Annotated in this window: 16 protein-coding genes; 4 read left to right on the forward strand and 12 right to left on the reverse strand. The window is 33.8% G+C overall.

Translation table 11 applies throughout. The annotated features are described in order from the left end of the window. The first annotated feature begins 99 nt into the window (after window positions 1–99). The gene (era, locus tag ACJJV4_RS13660; protein ID WP_405295328.1) at window positions 100–981 is read left to right on the forward strand and encodes a GTPase Era; all 882 of its coding nucleotides are present in this window, start codon (window positions 100–102) and stop codon (window positions 979–981) included. 140 nt (window positions 982–1,121) lie between these two features. Here the strand turns inward: era and ACJJV4_RS13665 are convergent, their stop codons facing one another. Next, the gene (locus ACJJV4_RS13665) at window positions 1,122–1,619 is read right to left on the reverse strand and encodes a GTP-binding protein (protein ID WP_405295330.1); all 498 of its coding nucleotides are present in this window, start codon (window positions 1,617–1,619) and stop codon (window positions 1,122–1,124) included. A 97-nt stretch (window positions 1,620–1,716) separates the two neighbouring features. On the opposite strand from ACJJV4_RS13665, the gene der reads away from it, so the two are divergent. Both der and ACJJV4_RS13675 read left to right on the forward strand, forming a co-directional pair. Further along, window positions 1,717–3,024: a ribosome biogenesis GTPase Der gene (gene der, locus ACJJV4_RS13670; protein WP_405295332.1), complete on the forward strand. Its 1,308-nt coding sequence runs from the start codon at window positions 1,717–1,719 to the stop codon at window positions 3,022–3,024. 77 nt (window positions 3,025–3,101) lie between these two features. After that, window positions 3,102–5,222 (forward strand): M3 family metallopeptidase, encoded by a 2,121-nt coding sequence (locus tag ACJJV4_RS13675; protein WP_405295334.1) that lies wholly within the window; start codon window positions 3,102–3,104, stop codon window positions 5,220–5,222. A 79-nt stretch (window positions 5,223–5,301) separates the two neighbouring features. On the opposite strand, the gene ACJJV4_RS13680 is transcribed toward ACJJV4_RS13675, so the two are convergent. The 5 genes from ACJJV4_RS13680 to ACJJV4_RS13700 all read right to left on the reverse strand — a co-directional run bounded on the left by ACJJV4_RS13680 (window position 5,302) and on the right by ACJJV4_RS13700 (window position 8,667). Further along, window positions 5,302–6,156, reverse strand: a complete 855-nt coding sequence (locus tag ACJJV4_RS13680; RefSeq protein ID WP_405295336.1) for a TPM domain-containing protein — start codon at window positions 6,154–6,156, stop codon at window positions 5,302–5,304. A 9-nt stretch (window positions 6,157–6,165) separates the two neighbouring features. Further along, a complete protein-coding gene (locus ACJJV4_RS13685; RefSeq protein WP_405295338.1) occupies window positions 6,166–6,606 on the reverse strand; it encodes a TPM domain-containing protein in 441 nt (146 codons plus the stop codon). Between the two features lie 47 nt (window positions 6,607–6,653). Beyond that, on the reverse strand, window positions 6,654–7,247 hold the full coding sequence (locus ACJJV4_RS13690; RefSeq protein WP_405295340.1) for a LemA family protein: 594 nt from the start codon (window positions 7,245–7,247) through the stop codon (window positions 6,654–6,656). A 119-nt stretch (window positions 7,248–7,366) separates the two neighbouring features. Further along, window positions 7,367–7,696: a MerR family transcriptional regulator gene (locus ACJJV4_RS13695; RefSeq protein ID WP_405295342.1), complete on the reverse strand. Its 330-nt coding sequence runs from the start codon at window positions 7,694–7,696 to the stop codon at window positions 7,367–7,369. Further along, window positions 7,696–8,667 carry a M23 family metallopeptidase gene (locus ACJJV4_RS13700; protein WP_405295344.1) on the reverse strand — a complete coding sequence of 324 codons (972 nt, stop codon included), beginning with the start codon at window positions 8,665–8,667 and terminating at the stop codon, window positions 7,696–7,698. Before ACJJV4_RS13700 ends, ACJJV4_RS13695 begins: the two co-directional genes overlap by 1 nt. A 194-nt stretch (window positions 8,668–8,861) precedes the next feature. On the opposite strand from ACJJV4_RS13700, the gene alaS reads away from it, so the two are divergent. Then, window positions 8,862–11,477 (forward strand): alanine--tRNA ligase, encoded by a 2,616-nt coding sequence (gene alaS, locus ACJJV4_RS13705; RefSeq protein WP_405295346.1) that lies wholly within the window; start codon window positions 8,862–8,864, stop codon window positions 11,475–11,477. 51 nt (window positions 11,478–11,528) lie between these two features. Here alaS and ACJJV4_RS13710 read toward each other — a convergent pair whose 3' ends face one another. From ACJJV4_RS13710 to ACJJV4_RS13735, 6 genes are read right to left on the reverse strand one after another with little or no spacing between them, the layout of a single operon-like run. Next, entirely contained in the window at window positions 11,529–12,818 is a 1,290-nt protein-coding gene (locus tag ACJJV4_RS13710; RefSeq protein ID WP_405295348.1) for a cryptochrome/photolyase family protein, read from the reverse strand. Beyond that, entirely contained in the window at window positions 12,808–13,293 is a 486-nt protein-coding gene (locus ACJJV4_RS13715) for a hypothetical protein (protein ID WP_405295350.1), read from the reverse strand. The genes ACJJV4_RS13710 and ACJJV4_RS13715 overlap by 11 nt, the downstream gene beginning before the upstream one ends. Before the next feature lie 11 nt (window positions 13,294–13,304). Continuing rightward, on the reverse strand, window positions 13,305–13,982 hold the full coding sequence (locus ACJJV4_RS13720; protein ID WP_405295352.1) for an SDR family NAD(P)-dependent oxidoreductase: 678 nt from the start codon (window positions 13,980–13,982) through the stop codon (window positions 13,305–13,307). 2 nt (window positions 13,983–13,984) lie between these two features. Next, entirely contained in the window at window positions 13,985–14,599 is a 615-nt protein-coding gene (locus ACJJV4_RS13725; protein WP_405295354.1) for a flavin reductase family protein, read from the reverse strand. Then, window positions 14,600–15,910 carry an ABC1 kinase family protein gene (locus tag ACJJV4_RS13730; RefSeq protein WP_405295356.1) on the reverse strand — a complete coding sequence of 437 codons (1,311 nt, stop codon included), beginning with the start codon at window positions 15,908–15,910 and terminating at the stop codon, window positions 14,600–14,602. Then, window positions 15,907–16,566 carry a TetR family transcriptional regulator C-terminal domain-containing protein gene (locus ACJJV4_RS13735; protein WP_405295358.1) on the reverse strand — a complete coding sequence of 220 codons (660 nt, stop codon included), beginning with the start codon at window positions 16,564–16,566 and terminating at the stop codon, window positions 15,907–15,909. Before ACJJV4_RS13735 ends, ACJJV4_RS13730 begins: the two co-directional genes overlap by 4 nt. Between the last annotated feature and the right edge of the window lie 7 nt (window positions 16,567–16,573).

Consider the following 16,573-nt stretch of genomic DNA (forward strand, 5'->3'; position numbering starts at 1 on the left):
AAATATATAAAAAAGACTGCCATTTTCGGCAGTCTTTTTTGTTTTAGTAAATTCAAAAAAATAAAGGTTGTAACTTTGCAACTTAATAAATTGAAGACTATGAACCATAAAGCAGGTTTTGTAAATATTATTGGTAATCCAAACGTTGGGAAATCAACACTAATGAATGCCTTTATAGGTGAAAAATTATCTATCATCACTTCTAAGGCACAAACTACACGCCATAGAATTTTAGGTATTGTAAATGGCGACGATTTTCAGGTGGTTTTAAGTGATACTCCTGGTATTATTAAACCCGCTTACGAGTTGCAAGAGTCTATGATGGGGTTTGTAAAATCGGCATTTGAAGATGCGGATGTATTAATTTACATGGTGGAAATTGGAGAGCAAGCTTTAAAAGATGAAGCGTTTTTTAATAAAATTAAATCTTCTAAAATTCCTGTTTTATTACTTTTAAACAAAATTGATATATCAGATCAAGAACAATTAGAAGCTCAGGTACAACTTTGGGCAGAGAAGGTGCCAAGTGCAGAGATTATTCCAATTTCGGCTTTACAAGGTTTTCAAGTAAAAGAAGTATTTCATAGAATTATTGAGTTATTACCAGAATCCCCTGCCTTTTATCCAAAAGATCAATTAACGGATAAGCCCGAGCGTTTTTTTATAAATGAAACCATTCGTGAAAAAATCCTTATTCATTATAAAAAAGAAATTCCTTACGCCGTAGAAATAGAAACGGAAGAATTTTTTGAAGAAGAAAAAATTATTAGAATGCGATCTGTAATTATGGTAGAGCGCGAAACTCAAAAAGGAATTATAATTGGCCATAAAGGAACAGCTCTGAAACGAGTAGGCGTAGAGGCTAGAAAAGATCTAGAAAAGTTTTTCGGTAAACAAATTCACTTAGAACTGTATGTAAAAGTGAATAAAAACTGGAGAAGTAACCAAAAGCAGTTAAGACGTTTTGGTTACAATCAATAAAAGCTAACGTTATCTTTTTAATTAGGTAACTTTTAGTTAAAACTTGAAGTTTATTTTTGTGCCATTCAAAAAGTGGTATTTTGAAAAAGTTTGAGTTAGTTTAGTTTAAAAGCTTTGGTTGGTAGCAATTAGAGCTTTTTTTATGCCTTACAAACACTATTCATAAAAGCGTATAAAGCATTCATTTCAGTTTGGTTAGAAAACTTACTTACTCTACCTGCAAAGTAAAGCGCAAACCAAATTCCTGTTAAAGCAACAAGCCCTATTATTTGTGTTTGGTAAGGCGTTTTTAAAGCCCAATTGCTATAGGCCCAAATACTAAAAACAATAAAGAGCATAGCAACTGCAAAGTGGAAAAACATAAACATAGTCCAAACAGTTGGGCTTGGGCCAAATAAACCGCGTACTAAACAGTTGCTTTCATCAACTTCGTTAATCTCTAAATGCAATTGTGGCGACCAAAAATGTTGTTTTTCTTTAGGGAGTTTAATAAAAACGTGGTCGTCTACCGTAGATACAATAAAAAGAGATTGAGAGGTCTTGCTATCGTGAAAGTCCTTTAAAACCGAGGTATTTGTTCTTGGTAGTTCTAATTTAAATCGAGGTCTAAGTACAATTTCGTTTAGCGGTGTATTCATAATAAATTCATTAGGAAGTTAAAATACTCTTTTCTATTGAACTAAACACTATATTTGCAGCCGCTTACAGGATATGTAATGCATAAAAACAAAACTTATGAGTAATATAGTAGCAATAGTAGGAAGACCAAATGTTGGCAAATCCACTTTTTTTAATCGTTTAATACAACGTCGCGAGGCTATTGTAGATGCCGTTAGTGGTGTTACAAGAGATCGTCATTACGGTAAAAGTGACTGGAATGGTAAAGAATTTTCGTTAATTGATACCGGCGGATACGTTTTAGGTAGTGATGATGTTTTTGAGGCGGAGATTGATAAACAAGTTGAATTAGCAATAGATGAAGCCGATGCCATTATTTTTATGGTAGATGTTGAAACTGGCGTTACTGGAATGGATGAGGATGTTGCAGAATTATTGCGTAAAGTAAATAAACCTGTTTTTCTTGTTGTAAATAAAGTAGATAACGGTAAACGTGCTGCAGATGCTGTAGAGTTTTACTCTTTAGGCTTAGGTGAATATTATACCATTGCAAGTATAAATGGTAGTGGAACCGGAGATTTACTAGATGCTTTAGTTGAAGCGTTACCTGAAAAGGAAGAAGAAGCTGAAGCGGAAGTATTACCTCGTTTTGCGGTAGTTGGCCGTCCTAATGCAGGAAAATCATCATTTATAAACGCTTTAATAGGAGAAGATCGATATATTGTTACAGATGTTGCTGGAACAACTCGTGATTCTATAGATACAAAATACAATCGTTTTGGATTTGAGTTTAATTTAGTAGATACCGCTGGAATTAGAAGAAAATCTAAAGTGAAAGAAGATTTAGAATTTTACTCTGTAATGCGATCTGTTCGTGCCATTGAGCATGCCGATGTATGTTTAGTAGTTTTAGATGCAACCCGTGGTTTCGATGGTCAGGTTCAAAATATTTTCTGGTTGGCTCAAAGAAATAGAAAAGGTATCGTTATTCTTGTAAACAAGTGGGATTTAGTAGAGAAAGACCATAAGTCTATGAAAGAGTACGAGCGTGTTATTAAACAACAAATGGAGCCGTTTACAGATGTTCCTGTAGTTTTTATATCTGTATTAACAAAGCAACGTATTTTTAAAGCTATTGAAACGGCTGTAGAAGTTTACCAAAACCGATCGAAAAAGATAAAAACAAGTAAGCTTAATGAGGTGTTTTTACCACTTATTGAAAACTACCCTCCACCAGCATATAAAGCGAAATACGTTAAAATTAAATACGTTATGCAGTTGCCAACACCACAACCGCAGTTTGCTTTCTTTTGTAACTTACCACAATATGTTAAGGAGCCTTACAAACGTTTTCTTGAAAACAAACTCCGTGAAAAGTTTGATTTTAAAGGTGTGCCAATAAGCGTTTATATGCGTAAAAAGTAAATCAAAATTATATATTTTATCGTTGTATTAGATTAAGTTGTGTATTTTTATATACTAAAATAACTTAATCTAGTACAATGAAAAATTCCTTTACAACCTATCCTGCTATTTGCTTAGTTCTTGTTAATACGCTCTTATTTTCTTGTACCTCTAATACAAAAGAAAAAGTGGATAATATCGAGAATCCTTTAGTTCAAAAAAGCACATTACAGTATCAAGCGCCTCAATTTGATAAAATAAAAGATGAAGATTTTGTACCTGCTTTTATAGAAGGTTTAAAAATACACGATACTGAAATTGAAGCAATAACCAATAACACAGAATCTCCAACCTTTGAAAATACTGTTTTAGCTCTTGAGATAAGTGGCGAGGTTTTGGGGAGAGCAAAAAATGTATTCTACAATCTTACGGGGTCTAGTACCAACCCAACATTACAAGCTATAGAAAAAGAGTACGCACCAATATTTTCAGCGCACTCAGATAAAATTTATCTTAATTCGGAAATTTATAATCGAATAAAGGCCTTAGATTTTTCAACATTAGAAGGAGAGAAATTAAAGCTAGTCGATTATTATTTAAAGCGTTTTGAAATGGCAGGCGCTAGTTTGTCTATTGAAGACAAGGCTAAAATGATGGAGATTAATAAAAAGCTTTCCATGCTAAGTACCGAATTTAATAGTAGGTTACTAAAAGCACGTAAAGAAGCCGCTTTACTTGTAGATACTGTTGATGCGCTAGATGGTTTAAGTGCAGATGAAATTGAAAGAGCAAAGCTTAAAGCTGAAGAAGCTGGTCACGAAGGAAAATATTTGTTAGGATTGTCTAATACAACCCAACAGCCTTTACTAGCCGTATTGAAAAATAGAGAAACGCGTAAAAAACTATTTGAAGCTTCATTTACTAGGGCCGAAAAAAACAATGATGCCGATACTAGAAAAGTTATAGAAGAAACGGCTCTTTTACGTATGCAAAAAGCTCAATTAATGGGCAAGAAAAATTATGCCGAATGGAAACTTCAAAACCAAATGGCTAAAACCCCAGAGCGAGCTTTAAATCTTTTGTCAGAATTGGGTAAAGCATCGGTAGCTCAGGCAAAAAAGGAAGCAGCTAATATACAAAGCATTATAGATGCTCAAAACGGTGGTTTTAAATTAGAGCCTTGGGATTGGAATTTTTATGCAGAACAAGTTAAAAAGGAGAAGTACGATTTAGACCAAAAAGAACTGGAACCGTATTTTGAATTAAACTCAGTTTTAGAGAATGGTGTGTTTTATGCTGCAGAGCGTATGTATGGCATTACTTTTAAAAAGCGTACCGATTTACCTGTTTATAACCCAGATGTGGTTACTTATGAAGTTTTTGATAAAGATGGTTCTAGTTTGGCGCTTTATTATTTAGATTTTTACACACGAGACACCAAAAAAGGTGGAGCTTGGATGAATAATTTTGTTAATCAGTCTCATTATTTAAAGCAAAAGCCAGTTATTGTCAATGTCTTCAATTATATAAAACCAACGGAAGGTAATCCGAGTTTAATAAGTTTTGATAATGTAAATACTATGTTTCATGAGTTTGGCCATACATTACATGGTTTATTTGCTAACCAACAATATGTGTCTTTATCTGGTACAAGCGTACCTAGAGATTATGTTGAATTTCCTTCTCAAATAAATGAGCACGCGGCTTTGGAGCCAGATGTTTTAAAAAACTATGCAATACATTACGAAACTAAAGAAACCATTCCTCAGGCTTTAATTGATAAGTTAATGAAAGCTGAAATGTTTAATAAAGGGTACGATGTAACCGAATTGTTGGCTGCCTCTGTTATTGATATGATGTGGCACACAGTTGAAAACGAATCGGATTTTAAATCTGTTTTAGAGTTTGAAAAAGAAGCATTAGCTAAAAATGGATTATTGGTTAGCGAAGTACCTTCGAGATACCATACGCCATATTTTGCTCATGTTTGGGGAGGTGGTTATTCTGCAGGATATTATGCCTATACTTGGAGTAAAACATTGGACTATAACACGTATGATTGGATTAAACAAAATGGAGGAATGAATCGTGAAAACGGAGAGCGTTTTAGAAAATATATCTTATCTGTTGGTAATAGTGTAGATTTGAATAAAGCATTTACAGATTTCGTTGGCCATGATATGGAAGTCGATGCTTATATTAACAATGTGGGCTTCTAAAGAAGTAAGATTATTTGTTTTAATAAATATAGAAAAGGAGGGCGGTAATAAATGCCTTCCTTTTTTTTATGGAGTAAATTTACCAACCACCCGAAGCACCGCCTCCGCCAAAGCCTCCGCCACCGAAGCCTCCGCCAAAACCACCTCCGCCTGAACTTCCACCTCCAAAGCCACCGCCGAAACCTCCAGAAGAGCCTCTTCTGTAGTTGCCACGGCCTAAATTACTCAAAATAATAGCTTCGAGTATATCGGAACCTGCAGATCGATTTCCTCTATTGTTTCCGCCGCCACCTCCGCGTTTGTTTTTGGAAATAGAGATAAGGATAATAAAAAATATAAAAACCAATAACATAATAAAACCAACAGGAATACCTTCTTGGTTAGAGGATTGTCTTGTGCCTTTATATTCGCCAGTTAATACTTCAAAAATAGCATCGGCGCCCTTGTTTAATCCACCGTAATAATCATTCTGTTTAAAATATGGAATAATATCAAGGTTAATAATTCTTTTAGACATCGCATCGGTTAGTAAGTGCTCAACGCCGTACCCCGTGTTAATGGCAATACGTCTATCATCACGAGCTAGTAAAATAAGTACACCGTTATCTTCTTTCTCTTGTCCAATTTTCCAGGCTTGTCCCCATTTAGCACCTAAATAGTTAATATTTTCGCCTTCGGTAGAAGCAATAATAGCCACTACTATTTGGGTTGAAGTCGTGTCGGAATATTTTATAAGTTTTTGCTCTAAGTTGCTTTTTTGTGATGCACTTAAAAGATTGTAGTAATCGTAAACACTCGTTTGAAAATCCGGTGTTTTAGGAATTTCATATTGCGCAAAAGAAAAATTAGTGTATAAAAGTGTAGTGAGTAAAACAACGAAAAAAAGATTTTTCATTTTAAACTGCGACCGAATACTAGATACTGAGTGTTGCATGTTTTTGTACTATCCTTTTGAAATTTCGTTAGATAATTCGTCGATATCATCATGTTTCCATGGGAAAAAAGATTCTAACTGTTCGCCGGCTTTTTGAATACCTTCAATAATACCTTGCTTAAAATTACCAGATTTAAAGTGCGATTGCATCACATCTTTTGTGCTGTCCCAAAAGTTTTTTGGAACAACTTTATTTATACCTTCATCACCATAAATTACAAACGTTTTATCGTCTATAGCGACGTAAATAAGTACACCGTTTTGCAATTTTGTGTTGTCCATTTTTAAATAATGAAACACTTCTAAAGCACGATGTGTAGCATCGCCATTAGAAGTGTTTTCAATATGAACTCGTATTTCTCCAGATGTATTTAATTCGGCTAACCGAATAGCTTCAACAATGTCTTGTTCTTCTTCATTTGTTAAAAATGATTCAACTTTATTAGCCATGGTTGTTGTATTTACTTCGGTGAAATATAAAATATAATAAGCTGTTCTTAGAATTCAAAGTCTACGTCTGGTGCTTTTTCACTTCCAGCTTCAGCCTTGAAATAATTTAATGGTTCAAAATTGAATAAACCTGCTAATATAAAATTAGGAAACGTTTTAATATGCATGTTGTATGGCTCTACAGTTGCGTTAAAGCGATCTCTAGCAACGTTAATTCTGTTTTCTGTACCTTCTAATTGACTTTGTAATTCTAAAAAGTTTTGATTTGCTTTTAAATCAGGATAACGCTCAACAGTTACTAATAAACTCTTTAAAGCTCCAGATAAACCTCCTTGAGCTTGGTTGAATTTCGCTAATTGCTCCGGTGTAATATTTGTTGGGTCTATGGTGATAGACGTTGCTTTTGCTCTTGCTTGTATTACGGCTTCTAATGTTCCTTTCTCAAAATCTGCTGCGCCTTGTACAGTTTTAACTAAGTTACCAATTAAATCGTTTCTACGTTGGTAGCTACTTTCTACGTTTGCCCAAGTTTTAGTAGCGGTTTCTTTTAAAGTAACAGCGGTGTTGTTAAATCCTTTACCCCAAGAGTATGCCCCAATAGCAAGAATTGCAATTATAATTAATGGTAAAAATTTTTTCATGATAAAATAATTTGAATGTTGATTTTAGTTCTCAATATGTTAGACCCATTCTTTCTTAAAAAGTTACCGTTTTAAGACGTGAAATTTTATTTAAATGCTTTTTTAACTTTCGTAAATGGTTAAAGATGTTCTTTTATTTTGATAAGTTGTGTTTTGATGTTCTCTAAAGTATCAATAATTTCAAAGTTGCTTAGCGCTTCTTTTTTCTCTTCTTTTAAATGTGTTTTCGCACCTTCTAGCGTAAAACCACGTTCTTTCACTAAATGATAAATAAATTTTAAGTTTTTAACATCTTCTGGTGTGAATTTTCGGTTGCCTTTTGCGTTTTTTTTAGGTTTAAGCACATCAAACTCTTTCTCCCAAAAACGTATTAAAGAGGTGTTTACTCCAAAGGCTTTGGCCACTTCTCCAATAGCATAATATCGCTTTTCTGGTAAATCTATATGCATTAATCTAAAGATTGATTTTCTAATGAAGCATGTTCTAAAAGTTTGCTGTATTCCTCCGCAGTTAAACTTCCGTAGTAGAAATTCATTGGGTTTATGCGGTCACCATCTTTAAAAATTTCGTAATGTAAATGTGGTGCTTCCGATCTGCCAGTACTACCAACAAATCCGATTAAATCTCCACGTTTTACTTTTTGATTTTTGCGTACGTTGTATTTGTATAAATGGGCATATAAGCTAATGTAGCCAAATCCATGATCTATTCTAATGTGGTTTCCATATCCTGTAGAACCAGAATCTGCACGAACTACAATACCATCGCCTGAAGCGTAAACGGGCGTGCCACGAGGAGCCGTAAAATCCATTCCCCAATGCATTTTTCGTGCCTTTGTAAAAGGATCCGATCGCATACCGTAACCGGATGCCATACGTTTTAAATCTTTATTATTAACAGGCTGAATAGCTGGTATTGCTGCTAATAGTTTTTCTTTTTCTTTAGCAAGTACAGCAATTTCATCTAGCGATTTAGATTGCACAACAATTTGCTTCTGTAAAATATCTAAGCGCTTATTACTTTCAACAATAAGTTTAGAGTTATCAAAGCCTTCTAAGTTTTTATATCTATTAATTCCACCAAAACCAGCTCGTCGTTGAGCTTCCGGAATTGGGTTAGCTTCAAAATAAACACGATAAATATTATTGTCTCTATCAGCAACGTTGGCTAAAACATTTTCAGCTTCGTTCATTTTTTTATTTAGCAATTCATATTGCAATTGCATGTTGTGTAATTCTCTTGCAAGTGAGCGTTCTTTGGGCGACTCGACGTACTGACTTGCTATAAAAACAAATAAGAAACCAAAGAGTGCAGATGCCAAAATAAACATAAATGCATACTTAAATGTTGTTCTTTTTCGGCGCTCAATCTTCCTATACGAAAGTGAATCAGAATCGTAATAATATTTTACCTTACTCATTACTATTTTTATACTATTTTTGCGCTTTACAATTTTTGTTTCAGTGCTTTAAATTTTAAAACAGAACGAACAAAGCTAATCATTTATTATTAATCGAATAATAAAACCTCTGTTTGTAGCTTTAAAACTGAAAAGTAAAGATAAAAATTGTTTTGCAATTAATAGAAAATAACTGAAAAGAGAATATTTTATATATGAAGTCTCAAGATATCCGCGCTAAGTTTTTAAGTTTTTTTGAAGATAAAAAGCATAGTATTGTGCCATCGGCTCCCATGGTTTTAAAAGATGATCCAACCCTTATGTTTGTAAACGCAGGAATGGCGCCTTTTAAAGAGTATTTTCTTGGGAATGCGCAGCCTAAAAATAATAGAATTGCCGATTCGCAAAAATGTTTACGTGTTTCCGGAAAACATAACGATTTGGAAGAAGTAGGTTACGATACTTACCATCATACATTGTTCGAAATGCTTGGTAACTGGAGTTTTGGCGATTACTTTAAAAAGGAAGCTATTGCTTGGGCTTGGGAACTTTTAGTTGATGTTTATGGCGTAGATAAAGATATTTTGTACGTTACTGTTTTTGAAGGTAGTGATGACGACGATAATTTAAGTATGGATACCGAAGCTTACGATTTTTGGAAACAATATATTTCTGAAGATCGCATATTAAAAGGTAACAAAAAGGATAACTTTTGGGAAATGGGCGATCAAGGTCCATGTGGACCATGTAGTGAAATACACGTAGATATTCGTTCTGCGGAAGAAAAAGCTAAAGTTTCTGGTAAAGATTTGGTAAACATGGATCATCCGCAAGTGGTGGAAATATGGAACCTCGTTTTTATGCAATATAACAGAAAAGCCAACGGAAGTTTAGAGGCTTTGCCAGACAAGCATATTGATACCGGTATGGGCTTTGAGCGTCTTTGTATGGTTTTACAAGGTGTGCAATCTAATTATGATACCGATGTATTTACACCAATTATTCGCGAAATTGAAGCGGTTACTAATAAAACTTATAATAAGGACGAAGAGGTAGATGTTGCTATTCGTGTAATTTCCGATCATGTTCGTGCTGTAGCGTTTTCAATTGCAGATGGGCAATTGCCAAGTAATACTGGTGCAGGTTATGTAATTAGAAGAATTTTACGTCGTGCCGTGCGTTACGGATTTACATTTTTAGAGAAAAAAGAACCTTTTATTTATAGGTTAGTTACCGTTTTAAGCGAAAAAATGGGAGATGCTTTCCCTGAATTGAAAGCGCAAAAACAACTTATTGAAAATGTTATAAAAGAAGAAGAACAATCATTTTTAAGAACCTTAGATCAAGGTTTGGTCTTATTAAATAGAATTGTAGAAACTACAAAAGGCGATACAGTTTCTGGAGAGCGCGCTTTCGAATTGTATGATACTTATGGTTTTCCTATAGATTTAACGGCGCTTATTCTTTCTGAAAAAGGATTGAAGTTAGATGAAAAGGGTTTTAATGAAGAATTACAAAAACAAAAGAATCGCTCGCGTGCAGCTAGCGAAATGTCTACTGATGATTGGACGATTTTAAGTAACGATTCCGAAGAAGAATTTGTTGGTTATGATTCTCTTGAAGCTAATGTGAAATTAACAAGATACCGTAAAGTTGTTTCTAAAAAAGATGGCGAAATGTATCAGCTAGTATTTAACTTAACACCGTTTTACCCAGAAGGCGGAGGGCAAGTTGGAGATAAAGGTTACTTGGAAGATGCTCATGGTGATGTTGTTTATATTTTAGACACTAAAAAAGAAAGTAACGTTATTATTCACTTCGCTAAAAATTTACCAAAGCATATTAACGAAAGCTTTAAAGCAGTAGTAGATTCAAAACAACGTAATCGTACAGAAAGTAACCATACAGCAACGCACTTATTGCACCAAGCCTTAAGAGAGATTTTAGGAACTCATGTAGAACAAAAAGGATCGGCTGTAAACTCTAAGTATTTGCGTTTTGATTTCTCGCATTTTTCTAAATTAACAACAGAAGAATTGCAAGATGTAGAAAACTTTGTAAATGCTAGAATAGAAGGTAAGTTACCTTTAATTGAAAAAAGAAATGTTCCAAAGGAAGAAGCTATTGCCGATGGTGCTATGAGTTTGTTTGGAGAAAAATATGGCGATACGGTTCGTGCTATTCGTTTTGGACAATCTGTTGAGCTTTGTGGTGGTACACACGTTAAAAATACAGGTGATATTTGGCATTTTAAAATAGTTTCGGAAGGTGCTGTTGCAGCTGGAATTAGAAGAATTGAAGCTATCACTAACGATGCTGTAAAAGATTTTTATTCTGAAAATAACAGAACATTCTTCGAAATGAAAGATTTGCTTAACAACGCTAAAGAGCCTGTAAAAGCACTTCAGAATTTGCAAGATGAAAACACCAATCTTAAAAAGCAAATTGAAGGTTTATTAAAAGATAAAGCTAAAAATATAAAAGGTGAATTAAGAAGCGAATTAGCTGAAATTAATGGCGTTCAGTTTTTAGCTAAAAAGTTAGATTTAGATGCTGGCGGACTAAAAGATGTGGCTTTCGACTTAGGATCGCAGTTTGATAATTTATTCTTATTGTTTGCAACCGAACAAAACGGAAAAGCACTATTATCTTGCTACATCTCAAAAGAATTAGTTGCTAGTAAAGGCTTAAATGCTGGGCAAGTAGTTCGCGAACTTGGAAAACATATCCAAGGTGGTGGTGGTGGACAACCATTTTTTGCAACTGCTGGAGGTAAAAATCCAGATGGTATTACAAAAGCATTAGATGGAGCAAAAGCCTATATTGGATAAAATAGAATTATTTTAATTTATTGTTAATAATGAAAAAGCGCTAAGCCTTAATTAAGGGTTTAGCGCTTTTTTGTATGTAGAGATAGCACGTTCTCTTGCGAACTTGTGTTCTACCATAGGTTGCGGATAGGTTAATTCATCATAATCCTGAACCCAACGGCGTATGTAAACGGCTTCTTTATCAAATTTTTTCAACTGTTCGGCGGGATTAAAAACTCTAAAATAAGGTGCGGCATCGCAACCTGTGCCAGCGGCCCATTGCCAGTTTCCATTATTTGCAGATAGATCGTAATCTAGTAACTTTTCAGCAAAATAAGCTTCGCCCCAGCGCCAATCTATTAAGAGGTGTTTACATAGAAATCCAGCAGTAATCATACGTACACGGTTGTGCATATATCCGGTTTTGTTTAATTCTCGCATGCCGGCGTCTACCATAGGATAACCTGTTTTGCCTTCGCACCAAGATTTAAATTCAGCTTCGTTATTGCGCCAAGGGATAGCGTCGTATTTTTGTTTGAAATTTTCGGTAACTACTTTTGGAAAATGAAAAAGTATTTGCATAAAGAATTCGCGCCAAATAAGCTCACTTAAAAATATAGCATTTGTTTTTAACGCTAATTTTACCATGTTTCTGGTACTAACGAGGCCAAATCTTAAATGTGGTGAAAGGTATGATGTTTGGTCTTGTGCTGGGAAGTTTCGTACTTCATCATAGCGATCCAAAGCCGTTAAATTATATGGTTTTACTCGTATATCGCTTTTAGTAAACCCGATATCTTCTAAAGAAGGAAAAGTTGAGTTTTGTTTATAAAATCTAGTATTATCTATTTCAAAGTTAAATAGGTCTGCTTGTTCATCAAATTTCTTCAGCCATTTGTTTTTAAAAGGCGTGTATATGGTATATGGTGTGTTGTCGTTTTTTAGAATATCATTTTCCTCAAAAATAACTTGGTCTTTAAATAACTTTGTTTCTATACCATGAGAGTTTAGTAATTCTGAAATTTCTAGATCTCTTTTTATAGCGTAAGGCTCGTAATCTTTATTAATAAAAGCACCTTCGATATTATATTCTGAAACCAGGTCTTTCCATACCTGTAGAGTATTTCCTCTTTTTACTATTAAGCTAGACCCGAATTCGCTAAGTTTGTTATGTATACTTTCTAGGGTTTCATGAATAAACGAAACTCTTGCGTCGTTTTTAGGTAGTGCCTCTAGAATATCATCATCAAAAATAAAAATGGGTAATACATTATTACTCGATTTTAATGCATGATGTAGGGCTGTATTATCTTCTAATCGTAAATCGCGTCGAAACCAAAATATTGTGATTTTATTTTTCATCGAAATAGGTTTCTAATGTTTTAAAGCGGTGTTCAAAAATAGTTATTAATTGTTTTTTGATAAACAAGGTTTGTGCTAAGTGCCCTAAAAAACCGAGCGGTATTTTGTATGAAATTTTATCTTTCATTAATGTTTTTCCATTTGTTTGGCTATAAAACCAATGCTCGTGGTGCCACATTTTGTATGGGCCAAAACGTTGCTCGTCTATGAAAAAAGATTCGTTTTCAACATGTGTAATTTCCGTAACCCAATTAGATTTTATGCCTGGTAGAATACCAACTTTATAAGTTATTATTTGTCCAGCATAAGCTTTTTTATCAACTTCAGATGTGATTTTAAAACCCATTTCTGAAGGTGTAATTTTTTCTAGATTATTAGGAGAACTAAAAAATGACCAAGCTTCGCGAATTGGTATATTAATTTCTTGTGTTGTTTCTAAGGTATAGATTCCAGAGTGTTTTTTTATTGTAATCATAAAAATATAACTTAGATTTTTAGACTTGTAATACCGGCATCTATGGGGAAAGTTTGTCCAGAAATTGATTTGGCATCGCTAGATAATAAGTATTTGGTTAATGCGGCAACCTCAGTTGGGTTTAAAATAGATTTTAAAGGGTGGCGTTCGCTCATGGTTTCTCTTTGTTTATCATTTCGTAATAAGCGAGAGGCTAATGGCGTATCTGTTATGGTTGGTGCAATAATATTGAAGCGTATTTTGGTGGCATATTCGGCCGCTAACGATTTGGTTAAACCTTCCAAAGCTGCTTTGCTTGTTGCAATACTTGCGTGGAAAGGCATACCCATTTGTGTTGCTACACTACTGAATAAAACCACACTTCCGTGGCCTTCAATTAAAGCCTTTTCGTAATGTTTTATAGTTTTTATAGCTCCTAAAACGTTAATGTTGAAATCGTTTTTAAAATCGTCGATGTTTAATCTGGATAGTGCTTTTAGGTTTATGCTTCCTGGGCAATACACTAGAGCGTCTATAGTGTCAATTTCAGGTAAATCATCTTCTAAAATATCTAAATTGTACTGAGTAATTGTAGAAGATGTTTCTATACTAGTACGACTTATGTTTATAATGCTGTACGTGTCTTTTAAAGTGTTTATAATGGCTTGGCCAATACCTTTGCTGCCACCAATAATGACTAGTTTTTTCATAATTATTTATTTGGTCTTTGGTAGGTTAATCTTTTGTTTTTTGTTGGTATAGCGTAAGTGTCTAAACCATTAATGACAGCCGTGTTTGCTTTCATTAAGTCTACAAATCCATCTTTTTCTATTAATGTATCGTTAATGTATAAATCAGTTATTTCACCTAAAATTAAGATAGTGCCATTGGCTTCTATTTCTAATTGTTGTAAAAATTTCATGCCTATTTTTATGGCAGATTGTGTTACAAAAGGCGCGTAAAATTCGTTTTTGTATTCCTCTTCCAATTTGGTTTGGTTAAATTCTGAAATATCTTGAGGATATTTAGCCGACGTATGATGAGCATCTTCAATAATATCTTCGTTAATATGGTTAATAGTATAGTAACCGGTTTCTATGATATTATCGAAAGTATGGCGTCTAACCGTTGTTGGTCTTAAAACAAATCCCAGAATTGGTGGGGCAGAACCATAATGTACAATAGAACTAAAAACGGCCACATTTGTTATTCCTGCTTTAGATTTTGTAGCTATTAAATTTGCAGGCTTATAGCCTGTAATACTATTGATTAAGTTTATTTTGTATATATGATCTAATTGATCAATATCATTACGGCTAAAATACATTTATAAGGTTTTATAATTATTTATTATAATATGGTTAGGTTGTAAATCGTGCATAAGGTTATACAAACCGAAAAAGGTTCTATTAATGTATATGAAATGCTTAGAGCCTCTATTGCCATTCATTTTTTTGAGTTCTGTACTTTGCGCATATTTAGTGCTTAGTTCTGCTATTTTGTTGAAAAATGTTGGATTAGAAAAATCGAATATCTCTTGCTGCAGTGGCGTCGTGAAAAGCGATAGCATTTCATGGAACAGGTTTTTAAAGAACACTATTTCTTCTGGTGTGTCGGTAGCTTTTAAAATTTCTAATTCGTATAATTTCTTCTCAAAAAACACTGGGTTTTCAATATTTTCTTTTTCAGCTAATTCAAAATAAGGCACATAAAAATCTAGGGGTACTTCTTTCATACATCCAAAATCGATGGCAATTAGTTGGTTGTCTGGAGATACCAAAAAATTTCCTGGATGTGGGTCGGCGTGCACTTTCTTTAGATTATGCATTTGAAACATGTAGAAATCCCATAATGCTTGACCGAGTTGATTTGAAACGGAAGTATCATTGTTCTTTTTAGTAAATTCGGAAATGTGAAGACCTTCCATCCAATCCATAGTCAGGATTTTATCCGATGAAAATTCTTTATAATATTTCGGGAATTTTAAATTTGGAATATGATTACAAGCTTCAGCAATTTCAATACTTTGTTCGAGTTCGAGGGTGTAGTTTGTTTCTTCAATAAGTTTATTTTCTATTTCCTTGAAATAATCGTCAGTGCCTTCCCCTTTTATATTAAACATTCGCAATGCAATAGGCTTCACAAGAGCTAAATCTGATGAGATGCTATCTGCAACCCCTGGATATTGAATTTTTACAGCAAGTTTTTTGTTTCCTTTAGTAGCCTTATGCACTTGGCCAATACTCGCTGCGTTTACAGATTCTGCAGTAAACGTATCAAAAACTTCCGATGGTGTTTTTTTGAAATATTTTTTAAACGTTTTAGCAACCAATGGTGCAGATAATGGTGGGACAGAAAATTGTGAGAGCGAAAATTTCTCTACATATGCATTTGGTAAAATGTTTTTTTCCATGCTTAGCATTTGAGCAACTTTCAACGCCGATCCTTTTAGATTTTTTAAGCCGTCGTATATATCGGAAGCATTGGCTTCGTTTAAATTGTCTTTAGCTTCGGCCTCTGTTTTTACCATTTTCTCACCATAATATTTGGCGTAATTTACGCCAACCTTAAGGCCTGTACTCACTAGTTTAGTGGCACGTTGTATTTTTGATGTTGGTATTTTGTCTATTGTTTTCATGTGGACATTGTTTTTTCTTTCCATAAAAACTTAGCAAAATCTAACACGCTTTCTAGCGGTTTTATTTCTTTCAAATCGAAACTAACTTGTACCGATTTTTCTATGAAAATATCTGTTTTTTCAAAATTTGGAGATGTGTCTTCTAACCAAAACTGTATGGTGAATAATAATTGTGCCCAAGCAGTTTCGTTGGTTCCCTTTTTATTGAGTGAATTAAGTGTTTTGTTTTTTAAATCTATGTTGGTTGTGTAAATCTCTTTTTCAACGTATTTTAAAAAAGTCGTTCTGAGTTTAGATAGTAGTTTTAAGGCTTCTAATTTGTTTTTGTTTTGCGATAATTTTAAATAAACATAAGACCTGTTGGCATTTAGCATTTCGAAAAAAGTAAAATAGAAACTGAGTAATTTATCTTTTGGTGCATAATGAGCATAGTCTTCATTTTCTATTAATAAAGCAATAGTGTTTTCGCAAAAAAGTGAGAATATATGTTTTTCTAAAACATCGAAGTTGCTAAAATACTTATAGAAATCTGCTTCTTCAAAATTGTTGGCATGCGCGAAAGCGTAAACCGTTTTTGGAATACTATTATCTATTAATAGTGTAGACATGTATAGGTCTATTATTTTATCCGAGGTAATATTTTTTTTTCTAGCCATGATTTTT

The organism is Algibacter sp. Ld11, assembly GCF_045066735.1.
In the GTDB taxonomy this organism is placed as follows: Bacteria; Bacteroidota; Bacteroidia; order Flavobacteriales; family Flavobacteriaceae; genus Algibacter.